At 68.6% G+C, this 16,251-nt stretch carries 13 protein-coding genes and 2 pseudogenes; 5 read left to right on the forward strand and 10 right to left on the reverse strand.

Annotated elements, in window-relative coordinates; genetic code table 11:
- Window positions 1-332: 332 nt before the first annotated feature.
- A complete protein-coding gene (locus ACH438_RS16890) occupies window positions 333-836 on the forward strand; it encodes a hypothetical protein (RefSeq protein ID WP_397006064.1) in 504 nt (167 codons plus the stop codon).
- Window positions 837-842: 6 nt separating this feature from the next.
- Here ACH438_RS16890 and ACH438_RS16895 read toward each other — a convergent pair whose 3' ends face one another.
- From ACH438_RS16895 to ACH438_RS16910, 4 genes are all read right to left on the reverse strand, one after another.
- Window positions 843-3,173, reverse strand: coding sequence for a helicase-associated domain-containing protein (locus tag ACH438_RS16895; RefSeq protein WP_397006066.1), 2,331 nt, complete (start codon window positions 3,171-3,173; stop codon window positions 843-845).
- A gap of 165 nt (window positions 3,174-3,338) precedes the next feature.
- Window positions 3,339-3,527: a hypothetical protein gene (locus ACH438_RS16900; protein WP_397006068.1), complete on the reverse strand. Its 189-nt coding sequence runs from the start codon at window positions 3,525-3,527 to the stop codon at window positions 3,339-3,341.
- Between the two features lie 127 nt (window positions 3,528-3,654).
- Window positions 3,655-4,296, reverse strand: coding sequence for a resuscitation-promoting factor Rpf1 domain-containing protein (locus ACH438_RS16905; RefSeq protein WP_397006070.1), 642 nt, complete (start codon window positions 4,294-4,296; stop codon window positions 3,655-3,657).
- 444 nt (window positions 4,297-4,740) lie between these two features.
- Complete coding sequence (locus tag ACH438_RS16910) at window positions 4,741-4,974, reverse strand: hypothetical protein (RefSeq protein WP_397006072.1); 234 nt, start codon at window positions 4,972-4,974, stop codon at window positions 4,741-4,743.
- 184 nt (window positions 4,975-5,158) lie between these two features.
- Between ACH438_RS16910 and ACH438_RS16915 the strand changes: the two genes are divergently transcribed.
- The gene (locus tag ACH438_RS16915) at window positions 5,159-5,596 is read left to right on the forward strand and encodes a cold-shock protein (protein WP_397007115.1); all 438 of its coding nucleotides are present in this window, start codon (window positions 5,159-5,161) and stop codon (window positions 5,594-5,596) included.
- An 81-nt stretch (window positions 5,597-5,677) separates the two neighbouring features.
- Here the strand turns inward: ACH438_RS16915 and ACH438_RS16920 are convergent, their stop codons facing one another.
- The 3 genes and pseudogenes from ACH438_RS16920 to ACH438_RS16930 all read right to left on the reverse strand — a co-directional run bounded on the left by ACH438_RS16920 (window position 5,678) and on the right by ACH438_RS16930 (window position 9,383).
- A complete protein-coding gene (locus tag ACH438_RS16920) occupies window positions 5,678-6,232 on the reverse strand; it encodes a DUF2771 domain-containing protein (RefSeq protein ID WP_397006074.1) in 555 nt (184 codons plus the stop codon).
- Window positions 6,233-6,251: 19 nt separating this feature from the next.
- A pseudogene (locus ACH438_RS16925) lies at window positions 6,252-7,922 on the reverse strand (MFS transporter); the annotation flags it as partial.
- Between the two features lie 666 nt (window positions 7,923-8,588).
- Entirely contained in the window at window positions 8,589-9,383 is a 795-nt protein-coding gene (locus tag ACH438_RS16930; protein ID WP_397006077.1) for a glutaminyl-peptide cyclotransferase, read from the reverse strand.
- Between the two features lie 17 nt (window positions 9,384-9,400).
- On the opposite strand from ACH438_RS16930, the pseudogene ACH438_RS16935 reads away from it, so the two are divergent.
- A pseudogene (locus ACH438_RS16935) lies at window positions 9,401-10,408 on the forward strand (DUF3027 domain-containing protein); the annotation flags it as partial.
- A gap of 545 nt (window positions 10,409-10,953) precedes the next feature.
- On the forward strand, window positions 10,954-14,190 hold the full coding sequence (locus ACH438_RS16940; RefSeq protein ID WP_397006079.1) for a sacsin N-terminal ATP-binding-like domain-containing protein: 3,237 nt from the start codon (window positions 10,954-10,956) through the stop codon (window positions 14,188-14,190).
- A 77-nt stretch (window positions 14,191-14,267) separates the two neighbouring features.
- On the opposite strand, the gene ACH438_RS16945 is transcribed toward ACH438_RS16940, so the two are convergent.
- Window positions 14,268-14,885, reverse strand: a complete 618-nt coding sequence (locus ACH438_RS16945; protein WP_397006081.1) for a TetR/AcrR family transcriptional regulator — start codon at window positions 14,883-14,885, stop codon at window positions 14,268-14,270.
- 110 nt (window positions 14,886-14,995) lie between these two features.
- Window positions 14,996-15,235: a DUF2530 domain-containing protein gene (locus ACH438_RS16950; RefSeq protein WP_397006083.1), complete on the reverse strand. Its 240-nt coding sequence runs from the start codon at window positions 15,233-15,235 to the stop codon at window positions 14,996-14,998.
- 173 nt (window positions 15,236-15,408) lie between these two features.
- Here ACH438_RS16950 and ACH438_RS16955 point away from each other — a divergent pair, with 173 nt between their 5' ends.
- Window positions 15,409-15,846 carry a MarR family winged helix-turn-helix transcriptional regulator gene (locus ACH438_RS16955; protein WP_397006085.1) on the forward strand — a complete coding sequence of 146 codons (438 nt, stop codon included), beginning with the start codon at window positions 15,409-15,411 and terminating at the stop codon, window positions 15,844-15,846.
- 4 nt (window positions 15,847-15,850) lie between these two features.
- On the opposite strand, the gene ACH438_RS16960 is transcribed toward ACH438_RS16955, so the two are convergent.
- Window positions 15,851-16,240 carry a YccF domain-containing protein gene (locus tag ACH438_RS16960; RefSeq protein ID WP_397007117.1) on the reverse strand — a complete coding sequence of 130 codons (390 nt, stop codon included), beginning with the start codon at window positions 16,238-16,240 and terminating at the stop codon, window positions 15,851-15,853.
- Between the last annotated feature and the right edge of the window lie 11 nt (window positions 16,241-16,251).

The following is a 16,251-nucleotide window of genomic DNA, read 5'->3' on the forward strand; positions in this document are numbered from 1 at the left end:
TTCCGAGCCACACAAGCAGCAGAACCTCATCAGCTACACCCCACTGTCCTGGGCGTCCAGGGCATCAACCCCAGACACCTACAAACTTAGGGAACCTCGTGAACGTGCTCGGCCTGATGCTCATGAACAACGTCCTGCCCACCATCCTCAACCTGTCGATGCTCGGCATGATCGGTACTCACCGCTACTAGTCGCGACGCCGGGCTACCGAATATGACCAGCTACTGATGCGGTCCCCAGCAGCTCGCAGGTATTCTCACGCCGTTCACAAGCCGTGAACTGTTCGGTGAGAAAGGTTTTCGCTAGTGAAGCTCGCAGGAACGAGGCATATTGTGCGCCTCGTACTCGCCCTCGTGGCGGTGGCCGTGGCCGTATTGGCCGTATCCGGCTGTTCGATGCTGAAGGACGCCAGTAAGTCCGATACCGCCAAGGCCAAGGTCGGGGATTGCATCAACGTCATCGACGGCTCGTCGACGGACTCCAAGACCGCGCCCATCGACTGCGGTGACCAGAAGGCGGTCTACAAGGTCGCGGCGGTCTACGACAAGAAGACCGACTGCAAGGAAGAGCAGACCTCCTACGAGGAAACCCTCAATGGCGGCACCACGGCATTCCTGTGCCTGACACCGAACTTCAAGGAAGGCGCCTGCTACAACGAGAGCCAGAACACCGGCTACAAGTTCGTGGACTGCGCCGCCCCTGAAGCGTCCTTCAAAGTCACCAAGCGCATCGACGGGGTGGCCGACGAATTCCAGTGCGATGCGGGAACCGCCGTCGGATTCCGCGTCGTGCCGGACCCGAAGACCACCTTCTGCCTCGGCAGCCCGAAAAGCTAGACCGCGCTATTCGACCAACGCGACCGACGCGATCCGGTGCAGAGTGAAGTGCCGGACCGCGCCGGTCACGGGGTCGAGCGCATCCAATTGGCCGCCGCCCACCTTCAACGGCTCCACCACCCGCTGCGACGCCACACCCGAGGCATCCACGTAGCCGATGTGCACCGGACGCCGGGTCCGCGCGGCCAGTTGCAGCAGATTCAAGGTCGCGGCCGTACTGGTCCGGGAACCGTCCGAGCGGACGGCCTGCCCCGGACGGGCATGCGCCGCACGCTCACTCGCCCGCAGTTCCGCCACCAGCGACTGGAGTTGTTCCGTACTGGGCGGATTCGGCCGCCAGTTCGGCCGCTGCTGCTGCCGGGCCGTGATCCGCGCGCCCCGCGGCCGCAGATCCACGATCACACCCGAGGAATCCTCGCCCGCCGGACTGAAACCCGCCGCCCGCAGGTGCGCCAGCACCTCACCGAGCGGAGCCTGCGAGATCGCCACCGTCGGCGCCACCGCCCGCAACGCCAGTTCCCCGGCCACCGGCGCGGCCAGCACCTCGGCCAGCAGGGCCGGATCCTCGCTGCGCACGAAGGATTGCGCCATGCCCGCCCGCAACCGGCCGTGCCGGCGCGCCACATCATCGATCAGATAGGTCAGCGACTGCGGTACCGGCGTGCGCGAGTGCGTGGTGAACAGATGGTGCAGCTCCGCCGCCGTCGCACCCGCGTCCAGCGCACGCCGCACCGAGGTGTCGCTGATGCGGTACACCGTTGCGGCGCCCGCGGATTCGACATCCGCGACCAGTGACACCCGATCCTGCAGCTCCGGCGTCAGCGGGCCGGGCGCGATGACCGTCAGATCCGCCTGCACCAGTACGTGATCCACCGGATCCGGCAGCGCGCTGCTCATCTCCGATTCGGCGTCCTCCGGACTGCCGTGCAGCAGTGCGCGTCCCGCCGAGGTGACCGCGCCGCGCGCCACCAGGCCCAGCGCCTGCGCCTCGGCCAGCATGCGTTCCACCGCCTCCAGCCGATAGTGCCGGCGCCAGCGCGGCTGCCGCCACGCCAGCACCCGGCCCAGATCCGCGGCGGAAACCTCGGTGCCGGAAGGATATTCGGCGAGCGCGCGCAGGATGGTGTGGCGGTCACGGACCGCGTGCACATTCCGCAATTCGGCCGAGAGCGCCGCCAGCGGTTTGTCATTGGCGTCGCGCAGGCCGATCATCCACGGGAAGCGATCCAGCTCCAGCCACGCCTGCGCCAGCACCACCCAGCGGCGCGGCGGCACCACGGACAGCCAGGCGTCGGTGGACGTGGTGGGCGCCCAGTAGTCGTCGGTGCTGTCCGGATCCGGCGGCGGTTCCGGGGTGCCCTTGTCGAGTAATCGTGCGGCGGCGAGGATTTCGGCGAGCAGGCCGAGGCGGGCCTCGTCGATGCCGGTCTGCTTGACGACCCGGCGCAGCTCGCGCACGCCCAGGCCACCGGATCGCAGTGCGGGCGCGGGATTCTGGCCCAGCGCGTCCAGGATGGACGCACCGTGCCGCAGCAGTTCGCCGACCTCGCCCGCGGCGGCCGCGTTCACATCGGTGGGCGAATGCTTGATCGGTTCCGGGCGCGGGGGCGTCAATGTCTGTGGATCGGTGACGGGTTCGCCGCGCAGCACCTGACCGACCGAGACCGGCAGCTCCACCGTCTCCTCGTCGATCCAGTTGAGCAGCCGGCGCGCCAGCAGGCGCTGCACGGGCCGGTCCTCGGGCGTGCCCGGGGCGGCATCGCGGGTGCGGCCGCGCGGGCCGGTGCTCGCGAGCTTCTCCAGCAGGCCGCGCTCCTGCGGCGTCGAATCGGCCAGGGCCGAGACGATTTCGGGTTCGGCGAGCGCGTCCGGCAGTTCCGTGGTGCTGCCCAGCGGCCACGGCAGCGCCTCCTGCGCGGCCGTGGTGAGCCGCAGCGCGGTATTCGGCCCCCAGACGATGGCGCGGGCGCGCAGCTTCGCCAGGGACGCGTCGACGGTGGCGGCCGGCACCCGGTCCCGGAGCAGTTTGCGCAATCGGGTCACCGGCACCGGTTCGGCGCGGCGGCCGTCCGCGGCGCCTTGCACCACAAGGGTTTCCACCACCGCGAAATCGAGGGTGTCGAGTTCGTCCGTGGCGCGCAGCACGGAGGCGCGCTGCTCGATGCGGGCGGCCAGGATCGCCATGGAGGCGGGCAGCGGGACGGCCAGATCGGGCCGCAGCTCCAGCAGCGTCACCAGATCCGGGTCGCTGCGCGCGGCCAGCCATTCGGCCAGCGCGGGACCGGCCGGGCCGGTGGCGGCGTCGCCGGTTCCGGCGGAGGTGGCGGTATCGGTCACTTCACCCGATCCAGGCAGGAAACACAGAGAGCCGGGCCGAAGGCCCGGCGGGAACGGTATTCGAGACGCGGTTCAGCGGCCGCCGCGATGACATTCGTCCATTGTGCGGCGGCCGCTCGGAAACGAGCCGCGCCGTTGACCGCATTGTTGTCGGTTGGTGGCGTCTCAGCGGTTGATGACCGTGTGCGGGTGCACGTAGGGCAGCTGATCGACCGGCAGCGGGAACTCGGTGTCCTCACCGTACGGGGACAGGCCACCGGAGCGCGTCGAGGAGAGCTCGGTGACGGCGTGATCGCCGTTCTCCGTGGTCGGCCAGCCGTTGTCGACGTAGGGTTTCTTCGATTTGTTCACCACGCCGCCCATTCTGGCATGCGGCACCGGTGCTTGCCTTCTCCGGCACCCGGAAGTTTGCCCGGCGCAAAGCAAACGCCCCGCATCTCCATTGATGCGGGGCGTTCGAGTGAGGCGATTGCCGTCCTGCCTAGTGCGGCAGGAGGTTCTTGTTCGCTTCGAAGAAGTTGGTGATCGCGGGGTCCAGCTTGACGCCACTGGCCTTCTGCGCGTTGAGGAAATCGAGTGCGGGCTGCGGGATGTTGATGCCCTGCTGCTGCGCGACCTGCACGGCGCGGTCGACGGCCTGGAAGACATCCTTGGTGCTGTCGTTCGCGGGGTTGCCGGCATTCGGGCCCGCCGACTCCTGCGCCCCGGGGGCCCAGTGGGTGTCCGCGGTGGCGGGGAGGTCTCGCTGGGTCGGACCGCTGGAGAGGCCGAGATGCGAGGAGCAGGAGGGCCAAGCGCCCCAGCCCTGCGTCGCGAGCACCTTCTCGGCGACGGCGATCTGCTGTTCGCGGGTTGCCTGGTTGGCGGTGGGGGCGTATTCGCCGCCGCCGGCCGCGGTCCAGGTGCTGGGCGAGAACTGCAGTCCGCCCTGGAATCCGTTACCGGTGTTGATGCCCCAGTTGCCGCCGGCTTCGCACTGTGCGAGGCGATCCCAGTCGGAGTCGGGTGCCGCGCTGGCATTGCCTGCCATGGCCACTCCTGCGCCGCCCAGGGCGATACCCGTCAGGGCAACCTTGGCGACGGTGCGGCCGGTGTTACTCGGCTTGCGATGGCGTCCACTCATTTTCGGGTCGTTTCCTCTCGTACGCGCCTGCGAGGCCGACTACCGGGGTCGAACTGAGAGGTGTCGTCCGGCCCGGCGCACTGGATGTGCGCTGTTCCTCGCCTTCGCCCCTCGATCCAGTTGGGGGTCCGTACCCGCGGGGCGAAGTGTGGTGCGGCGGGCCGGTGGCGCCGGGCTGACCCGGCTGGTGACAGACATTACGACGACTCCCGCGAAAAATCACCATTTGGTAACCGCCGTGTCTGTCCGGGTCACGAACCGGCGCAAGGGGTTCCGCTTCTTGTCTTTGCAGGTGGTCACGGCGTGTCCCGGCCGATAGGGGTCTGTCACCGCTCCGTGACCATCCCGTTATGTGACTAAGATCACATGCATAGCCGGGTAACGGAGTGGGCAACGCGCGTGTTGAGGCACAGCACGATCACTCCGCGCAAGCCCCCACGGCGGTCAGCGTGCGCGGCGGCCCTGCCACAGCGCGAGGAAGACCGACAGCAGGAAGCCGAGCGGCGTCGCGGTCATCGAGACCACGTACAACCACAAACCCGGCTTCGAATCCGTCAAGAGCCCTATGCCGAAGATGGCCACGATCGCCAGCAATCCGATCGCGAACAGTCCCATGGCGAAGTACAGCAGCGGACTCCCGGAGCTGCGGGGAGCCTGCTTGGAAGAAGTGTCCGACACCTCTGAACCGTAAAACTGATGTGCTTCGCCTATTCACACCGGGGTAGACTCGATGTTCTATCGCGTCCTGCATAGCTGTGTGGGGCGCGTTCTTTTCGCAAAAGGAAAGGTTGCGGACGATTGGTCCGTCAACCACGACTGTGCCCGGCACGCCCGGGCATCGAATGACGAACGGGTGAGCGCAGTGCCGACCGGCAGGGTTAAGTGGTACGACGTCGAAAAGGGCTTCGGCTTCCTGTCTCAGGATGAGGGCGAGGACGTCTATGTTCGATCGTCGGCGCTGCCCGAAGGTATCGAGGCCCTCAAGCCGGGCCAGCGCGTCGAATTCGGCATGGCGGCCGGGCGCCGCGGCCCGCAGGCCCTGAGCCTCAAACTGCTCGAAACCCCTTCTCTGCGTAACGAACGCAGCGATCGGGGCGAGCGCGGCGGCCGCGGGCCCCGCACCGACGCGCCCGTCCAGCGCAAGGAGCCCGACGAGCTGCACGGCCTCATCGAGGACATGATCACGCTGCTCGAGACCAAGGTGCAGCCGGATCTGCGGCGCGGCAAATACCCGGATCGCAAGATGGCCCAGCGCATTGCCGAAGTCGTGCGCGGCGTCGCGCGGGAGCTCGACCACTAGATCGCGAAAACCGAAGCAACCGAAAGGGCCCCGGCGCGCAATCGCGCACCGGGGCCCTTTCACGTGTGAAAGCGGTTGGCGTCAGCCCAGACTCGGGGCCAGCTCCTGGAACGCCGGAGTGCGGATGGCCCAGATGGCGCTGGAGATGAAGCCCTCGTTGCCTTGCGCGTCCCGCGCCGGGATCGGCAGATGGATCTCCACCGTGGCGAGCTTCAGGCGCGGATCCTTCGGCGTGGGAATGGTGATGGCGCGGGCGCCGTCGGCATAGTCACGATGCGTCGCGATGCGCTGCGCGGGCTTGCCGTCCAGCGAGTAGAGCAGCAACATCTCCCACGGCGCGTCCACCACCTGGCTCGGCAGCGAGAGCTGCAGCGGAGAACCCGGCGGCACATCGAGATCCGAGACCGACTGGCTCTTGTCGCAGTCGTTCAGCTGCAGCTGCTTGCCCTCGATCGCCACCGTGCAATACAGGTACGGGTTCACCGTCACCGACTTACCGTGCGAGTACGCGGTCAGCTCCGGCTCCGGCTTCGTCGCGTTGTGCGCGAGGACCGCGATCCCGGCGAAGTACGCGACGGCCACCACGAGCAGTGCCACTAACAGTGCGATGATCGTGCGGGCTTTGGGTGTGCTCACCGGTCCTGGTTCCTGTCCGTCACTGGGTCGGTTCTCCCGCGCCGTGCGCGTGGATCTCCTGTTTCGCATGCTGAGGTCGGTTGCCGCCCAAACCGGGCAGCAGCGAATGACCACGGTAGCTGACCACGGTTTGGGTCAGACCGAGCGCCATGACCGCCGAGACCACAGCGAAACCTTTCCACCACTCCGTCGGTAGCAGTACGCCCATGGCGCCGCCCAGCACCCACGCCAGCTGCAGCACGGTCTCCGAACGGCCGAAGCCCGAGGCGACGGATTCCGGTGGCAGGTCGTCCTGAATGGAGGCATCCAGGGACACCTTGGCCAGCGCGCTGGTGCAGGACGCGACCAGGGCGGCCACCACCACGCCGATCATATTGCCGAGCACCGCCGCGAAAACCGCCGCGGCCACACAGGAAATGGTGCAGGTCAACACGATCAGCTGCGGGCGGCCGAGCTTCATGCGGGCGCCCGTGGCATTGCCCGCGAAGTTGCCGATGGCCGCGGCCGCGCCCGCCAGGCCCGCCATGGCGACCTGCTGGGTCGCGTGATGCGGGCTGCTCTTGATGACGAACGGGATGTAGAAGAACAGGAAACCGGTCAGGATGCGGACCGTGCCGTTGCCCCACAGGCCCGTCACCACCGAACGACCCAGCGGCTGACGGCGTTTGCTCGGCTTCACCTTCTCGGCCTGACTCGGCTCCAGCACCTCGGTGCGGGAATCCTCGCCGTGATAGCCGATCGTGGCCGGCACCTCGCCCTCGGTGTCCTCCACCCAGGACGGAATGTTCAGGCTCAGATACGCACCCGTCGCGGCCAATACGGCCGCGAACAATAGGGCGCCCGTGGAATGCGCCACGAACGCGATGGCCGCCGCGATCGCGCCCGCGCCGAGCGTCCCGCCCACCAAGCCGAACACCGTGAGCCGGGAATTGGTGCGCACCAGGTCGATTCCCGGTGGCAGCACACGCGGCGTGACCGCGGATTTCAGCACCGAGAACGACTTGCTGAGGATCAGCATGCACAACGCCAGCGGATACAACGCCCAATTGTCGATATTGAAGATCAGCAATCCGGCGATCAGCACGCGCAAGGCGAACGAACCCGCCAAGGCCAGCCGGCGACCACGCTGCAAACGATCCAGCATCGGCCCGATGACCGGGGCGATCACCCCGAACGGGGCGATCGTGATCAGCAGGTACAGCGCCACCTTGGTCTTGGATTCGGCTGTGGCGCTGGCGAAGAACAAGGTGTTGGCCAGGGCGACCGCCACCGCGGCATCGGTCGCGAAATTGGCCATGGTCGCGTAGACCAGGGCCGTCAATCCGGACTCCTCCGCGCCGTCGGCCTTGGCCGCCCGCTGGAAGGTGGCGAACCCGCGCTCGGTGAGCTCGATACTGCGCCGCGCCGCGACCCTGGTGACGGTCAGCTTGCGCGGGGGTTTGTGCAGGCCGGCGGTGGTCGCGTCGTCCCCGGGATCGTTCGGATGTGATTGCAGGCGCGTGTCTTCCGGATGGTGCGGTCCGGGCTGCGGACCACGGGTGGCATCGGGTCGTGCGGGGGGCGGATGCCCGGATTCGTGGCCACGCAAACGCGCGTCCCGGGACGGCGCCGGCGGTCCAGCGGGCGGCTGCGCTCCCGGACGCCGCCGAGACCCCGAGCCCGCCTGCGGTTCAGGCGGATACGGCGGCCGCTCCTCGAATCGGCCGGTCCGCGGCTCGGATTCGAATCGGCCGGTTCGCGGTTCGGCGCCGGAGCCGGGGGCCGCCGGGTCGGTCTCGTAGGGGCGGGTCGGGCGCTCGGTCGCGAATCGGCGCGTGGGCGGGGCGGATTCGCGCGGGGCCGGGGGCTGCGGCTGCTGCCCGGGCGGGTTCGGCTCGGGCGGTGCCGATTCCGCGCGGCGGCGGCGCGACCACCGGGACGTGCGCGACGCGCGGGTCTCCGCGCCACTCCCGGCGCGTGACTCGGCCGAGCGGTCCCCGGGATGCGACTCAATGGAGCGGTCACCGGTGTACGCCTGCGTGGGGCGGTCCCCGGGGTACGACTCGGCGGGGTGATCGGGGGCGCGGCGGGCCAGGAAGTCGGGGAGGTCCGGCTCGTCGCAGCGGCGGCCCGGCCGGCGCGCGGCCTGGTTGGCCGGGGGATACCGGTCGAATCCGGGATGCCGTTCGATCAGTGGAGAGTCCTCGTCGCCCCACCGACCGCGATCGGCATCAGGGTCACGGGGAGCAGTCACCCCCCAATTCTTGCAGTGCCGACCGGAACCGGCTCCACTACCGCACGTAAGCGGTGACACACAAGCCGGAAATCCCTGGGAATTCGCTTCGGGAATGGGTTCGGACGGCTCGTGTGTCCCGTTTCACGCCGGAACGAAACGGACTTCGTATGACGTGGGCCACTTCTTGCCGGTGAGGAGGAAGTGGTCGGTGCCCGGCAGGCTCGCGATCCCGTTCAGCACATCCGTGTCGGGGGTGCGGGCGGATTTCGGGAGCAGGCCGGAGGCGTCGATGACCGCTCGGACGTCCCCGGTCCGGGGATCGATCTTCAGGATGTCGTCCGTGGGCCAGGCATTCGCGTAGACGGAACCGTCCGGCGCGCAATCCAATCCATTGAGCTGCGTGTTCTTGTGTGAGGTGAGCGCGACCGTGCCCGTTACCGCGAAGGTTCCGGGATCACGGAAGGTGAGGGTGCTGCTGCCGTTGCTCATCACGACCCGGTTGTCACGCGTGCACAATCCCCAGCCCTCACCCTGATAGGTGGTGCGGCGGATCTCGGCGAGAGTCCGCGGATCGCGGGCGAAGGCGATGCCGTCCTTGTACGTGAGCTGCCACAACACGTTCCCGGCCCGGGTGATGCCCTCGCCGAACAGGGGCGCCGGTAGGTCGACGCGCGCGAGCTCGGTCCCGGTATCCAGGGCGGTCGCGCGGACGAACGACTGCCCGGAGAGACCGGTGCTCTCGTAGAGGGTGTTGCCGTCGATTTCGAGGCCCTCGGTGAAGGCGTTGGTGTCGTGCGGGCGTGTCGCGATCACCTCGGCGCGCAGGCGCGGGGTGCTGTCGGTGCCGCCGCAACCGGCGGCGGTCGAGGCCAGGGCCAGCGCGGCGGTCAGGATCAGCGGGACGGTCGCTACCGGTGCACGGTGTTTGCGCTCCATACGGCAAAATGTAGGGCGTGAGCGCGGTTGGAGTTTCGGAGTCCGGTGTGCGACCCATCCTGGCGGAGGCGGTCCAGCTGGCCCGTCGTGCGCTCCTGGACCTGGAGCCGGTGGGTGTCGGCGCACATCTGGGCGTGACCTCCGAGGACGAATCCTCGGCCACCCATCATTTCGAGGCGACGCTGCCCGGCTATCACGGCTGGCAGTGGGCGGTCGTGGTGGCGGCGCCACCGGAGGCGACCCGCGCCACGGTGAGCGAATCCGCCCTGCTGCCCGGCCCGGACGCGCTCGTCGCGCCCGACTTCATCCCGTGGGAGGAGCGCGTCCGCCCCGGCGACCTCGCCCCCGGCGACCTGCTCGCCCCGCGTGCCGACGACCCGCGCCTCGTGCCCGGCTATATCGCCACCGGCGACCCCGTGGTCGACGAGGTGGCCCTGGAGATCGGCCTCGGCCGCACCCAGGTCCTCAGCCGCGAAGGCCGCGAGGAAGCCGCCGAACGCTGGTTCTCCGAATACGGCCCCGACACCGACATGGCCCGCGCCGCACCCTCCACCTGCGGCCTCTGCGGCTTCTACGTCCCCCTCGCCGGCTCCCTCCGCGCCGCCTTCGGCGTCTGCGGCAACGCCATGGGCGCCGACGGCCACGTCGTCCACTTCGCCTACGGCTGCGGCGCCCACTCCGACGTCGAAATCCCCACCGGCGGCGGTTCCCCCGCCTACGAGGCCTACGACGACGCCGCCGTGGACCTCATCCCCGACTCCGAATTCCGCACCCCGCCCGCCGACGAGAGTTCGGCTGCCGCCGAGGCAGACTCGCCGCTCTCCGGCGTCGAGGACACTGCGCCCGCGGCCGTAGCGACCGAAATGACCTCGGCCGCCGTGGAAGCCGCCCCCGCCGCGGACACCGAAGCATCCGAGCCCGCGTCGGACGATTCGCCGACCAGTGCGGTGGACCAACCGATTGCCGGCACGGAATCCGTTGCAGCGGCTGCGGAGTCGGGTGACGCGGACGCGATTCAGGCCGATGACGCGGTCCTGCCGCAGGCTGAGCCGGAGGCGGAAGCCACCCTGGCGGAATCCGGTACGGCCGAAACCGCCGCGCCGCGGCAGGCCACCGACAACCATGTGGTCACGCTGTTCGATTTCGACCCCGACGCCGGATACGACGATGCGTGGGCCGTCACCGCGGTGCGCGTCGAACCCGATACCGGCCGACCGGGCGAATCCGGGGCCGCAGAGGCGAACTGAGCGGCGGGTCCGTGGGGCTCGCCGCACCACTGCGGCGCGCTGTCGCGTCGTGGTGCGGATCGATAGGGCTCATCGCTCAATAGGGGGCTATGACTGCGATGCCGCGCCTCTGAAGTAGGGCGCGGCATGCCGTCTTCGGGCGTGTCTGCAGCGGCGGATCGCGTTTCGCTCGGCCGAGTTCGCGAGTGCGGGCGCTGTCCCGGTGGGTTCGGCTCCTCGTGCGGTGGGGCCGATCTCGTTCCGGGTGGGTGAGTCGGGGGGTTGGGCGGTAGGTTCTGGCGGTGCCGAGGTGGTCGGTGCGTGGGTCGAGAGGGGAAGGCTACGTGGTGGGTGCTGAGGCGGGGGATCCGTTCGGGACGGCTGCGCTGCGCGAAGGGGTGATCGCCGCCTGGCGGGGATCGCCTACGCGGCTACGGGAGGATGCCACCACCGAGGCGGATCTGGTGCGGTCCGGGTATCGGGATCGGCTGCTGACGGAACTCGCGCAGAATGCCGCCGACGCCGCCGCCAAGGCCGCGGTGGCGGGGCGGGTCGCGGTCTGGTTGGACGGGCGGCGGCTGCATGTCGCGAATACGGGCGTGGGGCTGGATGTTTCGGGGGTGCACTCGCTGACCGCGCTGCGTGCCTCCGCCAAGACGACGGCGGAAGCCTCGGTGGGACGGTTCGGCGTGGGGTTCACCGCCGTACTGACCGTGGCCGAGGAGATCGAATTCCGTTCCGGCACCGGATCACTGCGCTTCTCCCGAGCCGAGACCTGGGCGCTGCTCGGCGCGCAGGGCATCGACATTCCGGCGGGCGAAGGCGAATTCGTGCCGCCCGCGCTGCGGCTGGCCTGGCCGATCGAGGAACACCCCGTGACCGGCTTCGACAGCGAAATCGTGCTGCTGCTGCGCGAGGACGTCGACATCGTCGCCCTGCTCGCCGCCATGCACGCCGAAGCCGTGGACCTGCTCCTGGAACTGCCCGCCCTGCAGTCCATCCGCATCGGCGACGACGAGATCACCAGCACCGTCACCGCTCTCGAATTCCCGGACACCCCCGAGCCCGGCAAGGACCCACACCCCGCCGGCGGTACATCCGCCGACCTGCTGGCATCCGACCTGTGGGCGGTGGAACCCGCCGAAACAGCGGACGAGGTAGATCCGTTCGTGGCGTGGAGCGACTCCCTGACGGGAGCCGGGCGTCTCACCTCGGCGGACACCGCATCGATCGCTGATCGGCGCAACGGCGTCCCGGCGGCGGATGCTGATCGGCGCGATGGCGTCGAGGCCACCGATTCCGATCGGCGCGGCAGCGCACAGGACATGGACGCCGATTCGCGTGCCGCCGTGCCGGTCTCCACTGCCGATCCGCTCGACGTCGTACGAGTCTCCGATGCCGACATGCCGCTGTCCGCTGCCGATCGGTTGGATGGTGGCCCGGAGTCGGATGCGGATCTTCGTGATGGCATGCCGGTTTCGGATGCTGATCGTCGTGCTGATGGGTCCGCGGCGGGCGGCGCCGGTCTGCAGGAGATCCGGATTTCCGGGCCGGCCGGTGAGGAGCGGGTGTGGTGGCAGTTCCGGACGGAACGGGCGCGCTGGCTGGTGCCGGTGCGGGATGGCCGGGCGGTTGCGGCGCATCCGGATGTGTTGCGGGCGCCTACGCGTTCCGATGAGGAATTGTCGCTGCCCGCATTGCTGATCGCCGATATTCCGATGCAGCCGGATCGCCGCCGGTTGCTGCCGGGCGTGCAGGTCGGCGAATTGGTGGCCGGTTATGCGGATTTCGCGCGGGCGCTGCCGGCGCGGGATCGCCTGGTGCTGGTGCCGCCGCCGGGCTTCGCGCGCAGTGAGGCGGATGCGCAGTTGCGTGAGGCCATGGTCGCCGAATTGCAGGCGGGTGAATGGCTGCCGGTGCTGGGCGGTCCGGATGCCGCGCCACGCCGGGCAAGCGTATTCACCGGTGTCACAGTCGAATTGGCGGGCCTGCTGGCGGATATCGTCGGGCCGCTGGTGATTCCGGAACTGTCGGAGCGCGGCCGCGCGGACGCGCTGGCGGTGCTGGACGTGCATCGGATCGGGCTGGCGCGCATCGCGGACCTGTCGAGCAGCCTGGAACGCGAACCGCAGTGGTGGTATTCGTTCTACGACGCCCTGGAGCCGTTCGTCAATGATCCGCTCGCGGTGGAGGAACTGGGCGCGCTGGCGGTCCCGCTGGCCGACGGCCGCCTGGTGACCGGTCCGCGCACGGTGGTGCTGGACGACCACCTGGAGTCGGCGATTCCGGTGCACTGGGCGCGGCTGGCGCATCCCGAGGCCGTGCACGAACTGCTGGGCCGGCTGGGCGGCCGCCCGGCCACGCCGGAGGATCTGCTGAACGATCCCGGCCTGCGCGCTCTCCTCGACGACGACCCGGGCGACCCGGACACGGTGGACGCCGTGCTCACCCTGGCCGCGAACGTCATCGCGTCTCCGGGCGTGCTGCCGTCCTGGCTGGGCCTGCTCGAGTTGCCCGATGCCGCAGGCGAATCGGCCCCCGCCGACGAACTGCTGCTGCCGGACGCCCCGCTGGCCCGCGTGCTGGCCGAGGACGCCCCGTTCACCACCGTGGACCCGGACCTGGTGGAACGCTTCGGCGCGGACGCCTTGCGCGCCATCGGCGTCGGCTGGGGTTTCACCGTGGTCGCGGAATCGGATCCGACCGGCCCCGATCACGATCTGGACGATGAGGAAACCTGGTGGGAGGGCCTGGCGGAGGATCCGCCGGAACTGCTCGCCGTCCGCGACCTGGATCTGGTCGACGACGGCGAATGGCCGGAAGCCTTGCGCCTGTTGCTGTCCGACCCGGTGATCCGCCCGCTGCTGTCCGACCGCAATGGCTATACGGCCTGGTGGCTGCGGCATCACGCGCATATCGACGGCATCTCGCTGGGCCTCATGCGGCATCCCGCCGACGAATTGTTCGCGGGCCTGCTGCCGCAACTCCCGGGCTTCTCGACCGAGGACCTCGCGGTCCTGCGCGCGATCCTCGCCGACCCGGAGGTGGTGAACGCGCACCTGGCGGAGGAGTTGCTGGACGCGCTCGCGGATCCCGCGAAAACCCCCATCCCGGAAGCGATTTCGCAGACCTACCAGCTGCTGTCCGAGGCGCTGGCCGACGGCCGCCTGGACGTGGAGGAACTGGTCCTGCCGGATCTGGTCCGCGCGCTGTCCGGCGCGGTGATCCCGGCCGCCGACGCCATCGTGCTGGATAAGCCCTGGTACGGCCCGGCACTGCCGGCGGACCGCCTGGTGGTCGGCGACATCGCGAGCGCAGGTTCGCTGGCGACACTGCTCGACCTGCCGCTGGCCTCGGAAGCCGTGACGGCGGAAGTGCTGGGTGCGGGCCACCACACCACCTGGATCGCGGACCCCCTCGGCGTCCTGCTGCGCCTGCAGTTCGACCTGTCCACGCGCACAGGCGAACTGGTCATCCACGACGAACTGCTGATCCGCCTGTCCGGCGCGGTCGAGGACACGGTCGCCGTCGCCTGGTGGCAGGAAGACGACGTGACGCACGTGCGCGCCCCCAAGCGCTGACCCGCGCAGGACTTGTGCCCGCGCCGGAATCTCCGGCGCGGGCTTTGTTTTCGACGGGTCGGGCGGTTGCGTTCGGGTCAGGCGGTTGCGTGCGAGGCGACCATGCTGGCGAGGACGTCCAATTGTTCACGCACGGAGCCACTGTCGTTGTCCACGAGCCAGCGCAGCACGATGCCGTCGATGGTTGCGAGGATGAAACGGCTCAGGGTGCCGACGGGAACGGTCCACTGGCAGCCGGTGGCTTCGCGCGCATGCTCGATGATGTCGGCGACGGTCGAGTCGTTGAACGTGTACTGTTCGCGCGCAATTGCGAGTTTCGCCGGAGTTTGTTCGCCTTCACGCAGTGCGTAGGTGGTGGTTTCGTAGGTGAGCAGCTGGCGTTCCGGAGTGGCTTCGATGTTGAGCCACATGAGTTCCAGCCCCGCACGCACCAAATTTTGAAGGGCTTCTTTTCCTGAACCGACGTCCTGCCATACTGCTTCGTTGGCATCCACGGAATCTCGCAATTCCATGGAGAGTGCCTTGACCAGCTCGGTCATCAGCTGATCTTTGTTTTCGAAACAGTAATGCACCACACCGAGCGAAACACCGGCTGCCTGTGCAACATCGCGCGTGGTAACTCCTGCCACGCCCTTTTTTTCGGCAAGGCCGATGGCTGCCTCGATAAGGTGGGCCCGTCGTTCTTCGACGCTCAATCGGGAGGACACTCCAGGGAGTTAAGCGCTCGCGGCGCGCGCAGTCAATTCGCACACTCCGAAAGTCCGCTTCCCGCCGCTTGTCTGGACGCGCGTCCTGGATGTGCCCCTCATTCCAGACCGAGTTGCGCGCCCTTGTCGCCGCGCCGGGCGCCGCGACGTTGAATCGCGAAAATGGTGTACCCCAAGGCGCCGACGGCCAGACCCATCAGACATACCGGGCGCGCGGTGGCCCAGCTGTCGTTCAGGAATACCGCGATGGTGGCGATCAGAAATCCGATGGTGCCGACCGCCAGCACCGGCCGCGGGTCGGTGAGGCGCGGCGGGATCTCGGGCACGGGGGGCGTCACCCCTTCAGCCTAGAAGGTCCGCGTGCCCGATGCGCCGCGCCGGTCCGTTCCTTCTGCGTACCGGTAGGTTCGCTGTGCGATGGCCGGAACCGAATGCTGCATGTCGAGACCGGTGGGTGTGGACCACCCGAACACCCGACTCCTGCGCGAACGGTCACGTATCGTGTGCCTCTGTGACAACGCCTTCCGACATACGCGCGCTTGCTGGTGAACTCTCACTGGCGGTGGTGCGCTTGACGCGACATCTGCGAGGTAGGCGCGCCGATGCCCAGATTTCGCTGACTCAGCTCTCCGCCCTCGCGACGCTCAACCGCGAGGGCGCCATGACGCCCGGGGCCCTGGCCGCCAAGGAGCGTGTGCAACCGCCGTCCATGACGCGGGTGATCGCCTCGCTGTCGGAACTCGAACTGGTGGAACGCAACCCGCACCCGACCGATGGGCGGCAGATCATCGTCTCGCTGTCGGAGGCAGGGCGGGCCTTGGTCCTCGACGAGAACCAAGCCCGCGAAGCCTGGATGACCGACCAACTCTCGAACCTCTCGCCCGATCAGCTCAAGGTGCTCGACGAGGCCGTCTCGATCATGAAACAGATCGTCGACGAGTCGGAGTAACCGATCAGTAGGCGAAACGCCGATCGCTGTCGACGATTTCGCGGCCCAGCGGGAACAGCGAGATCGGGATGAGCTTCAAGTTGGCCCAGGCGAACGGGATTCCGATGATCGTCACGGCCAGCGCGATGCTGGTGAACAGGTGTCCCAGCGCCAGCCACCAGCCGGCCACGATGATCCAGATGACATTGCCGATCATCGACGGGATACCCGCCCCCGGCTTCTCCACGGCTTCCCGGCCGAACGGCCACAGCACGTAGTTGGCGATGCGGAACGAGGCGATCCCCCACGGGATGGTCACGATGAGCACGCAGCAGATCAGGCCCGCGATGATGTAGCCGATGGCCATCCAGATCCCGACCAGCACCAGCCACAGGACGTTCAGAATCAACTGGATCGGTTTCATGC

The sequence above is a fragment of the Nocardia sp. NPDC020380 genome, from assembly GCF_044386975.1.
In the GTDB taxonomy this organism is placed as follows: Bacteria; Actinomycetota; Actinomycetes; order Mycobacteriales; family Mycobacteriaceae; genus Nocardia.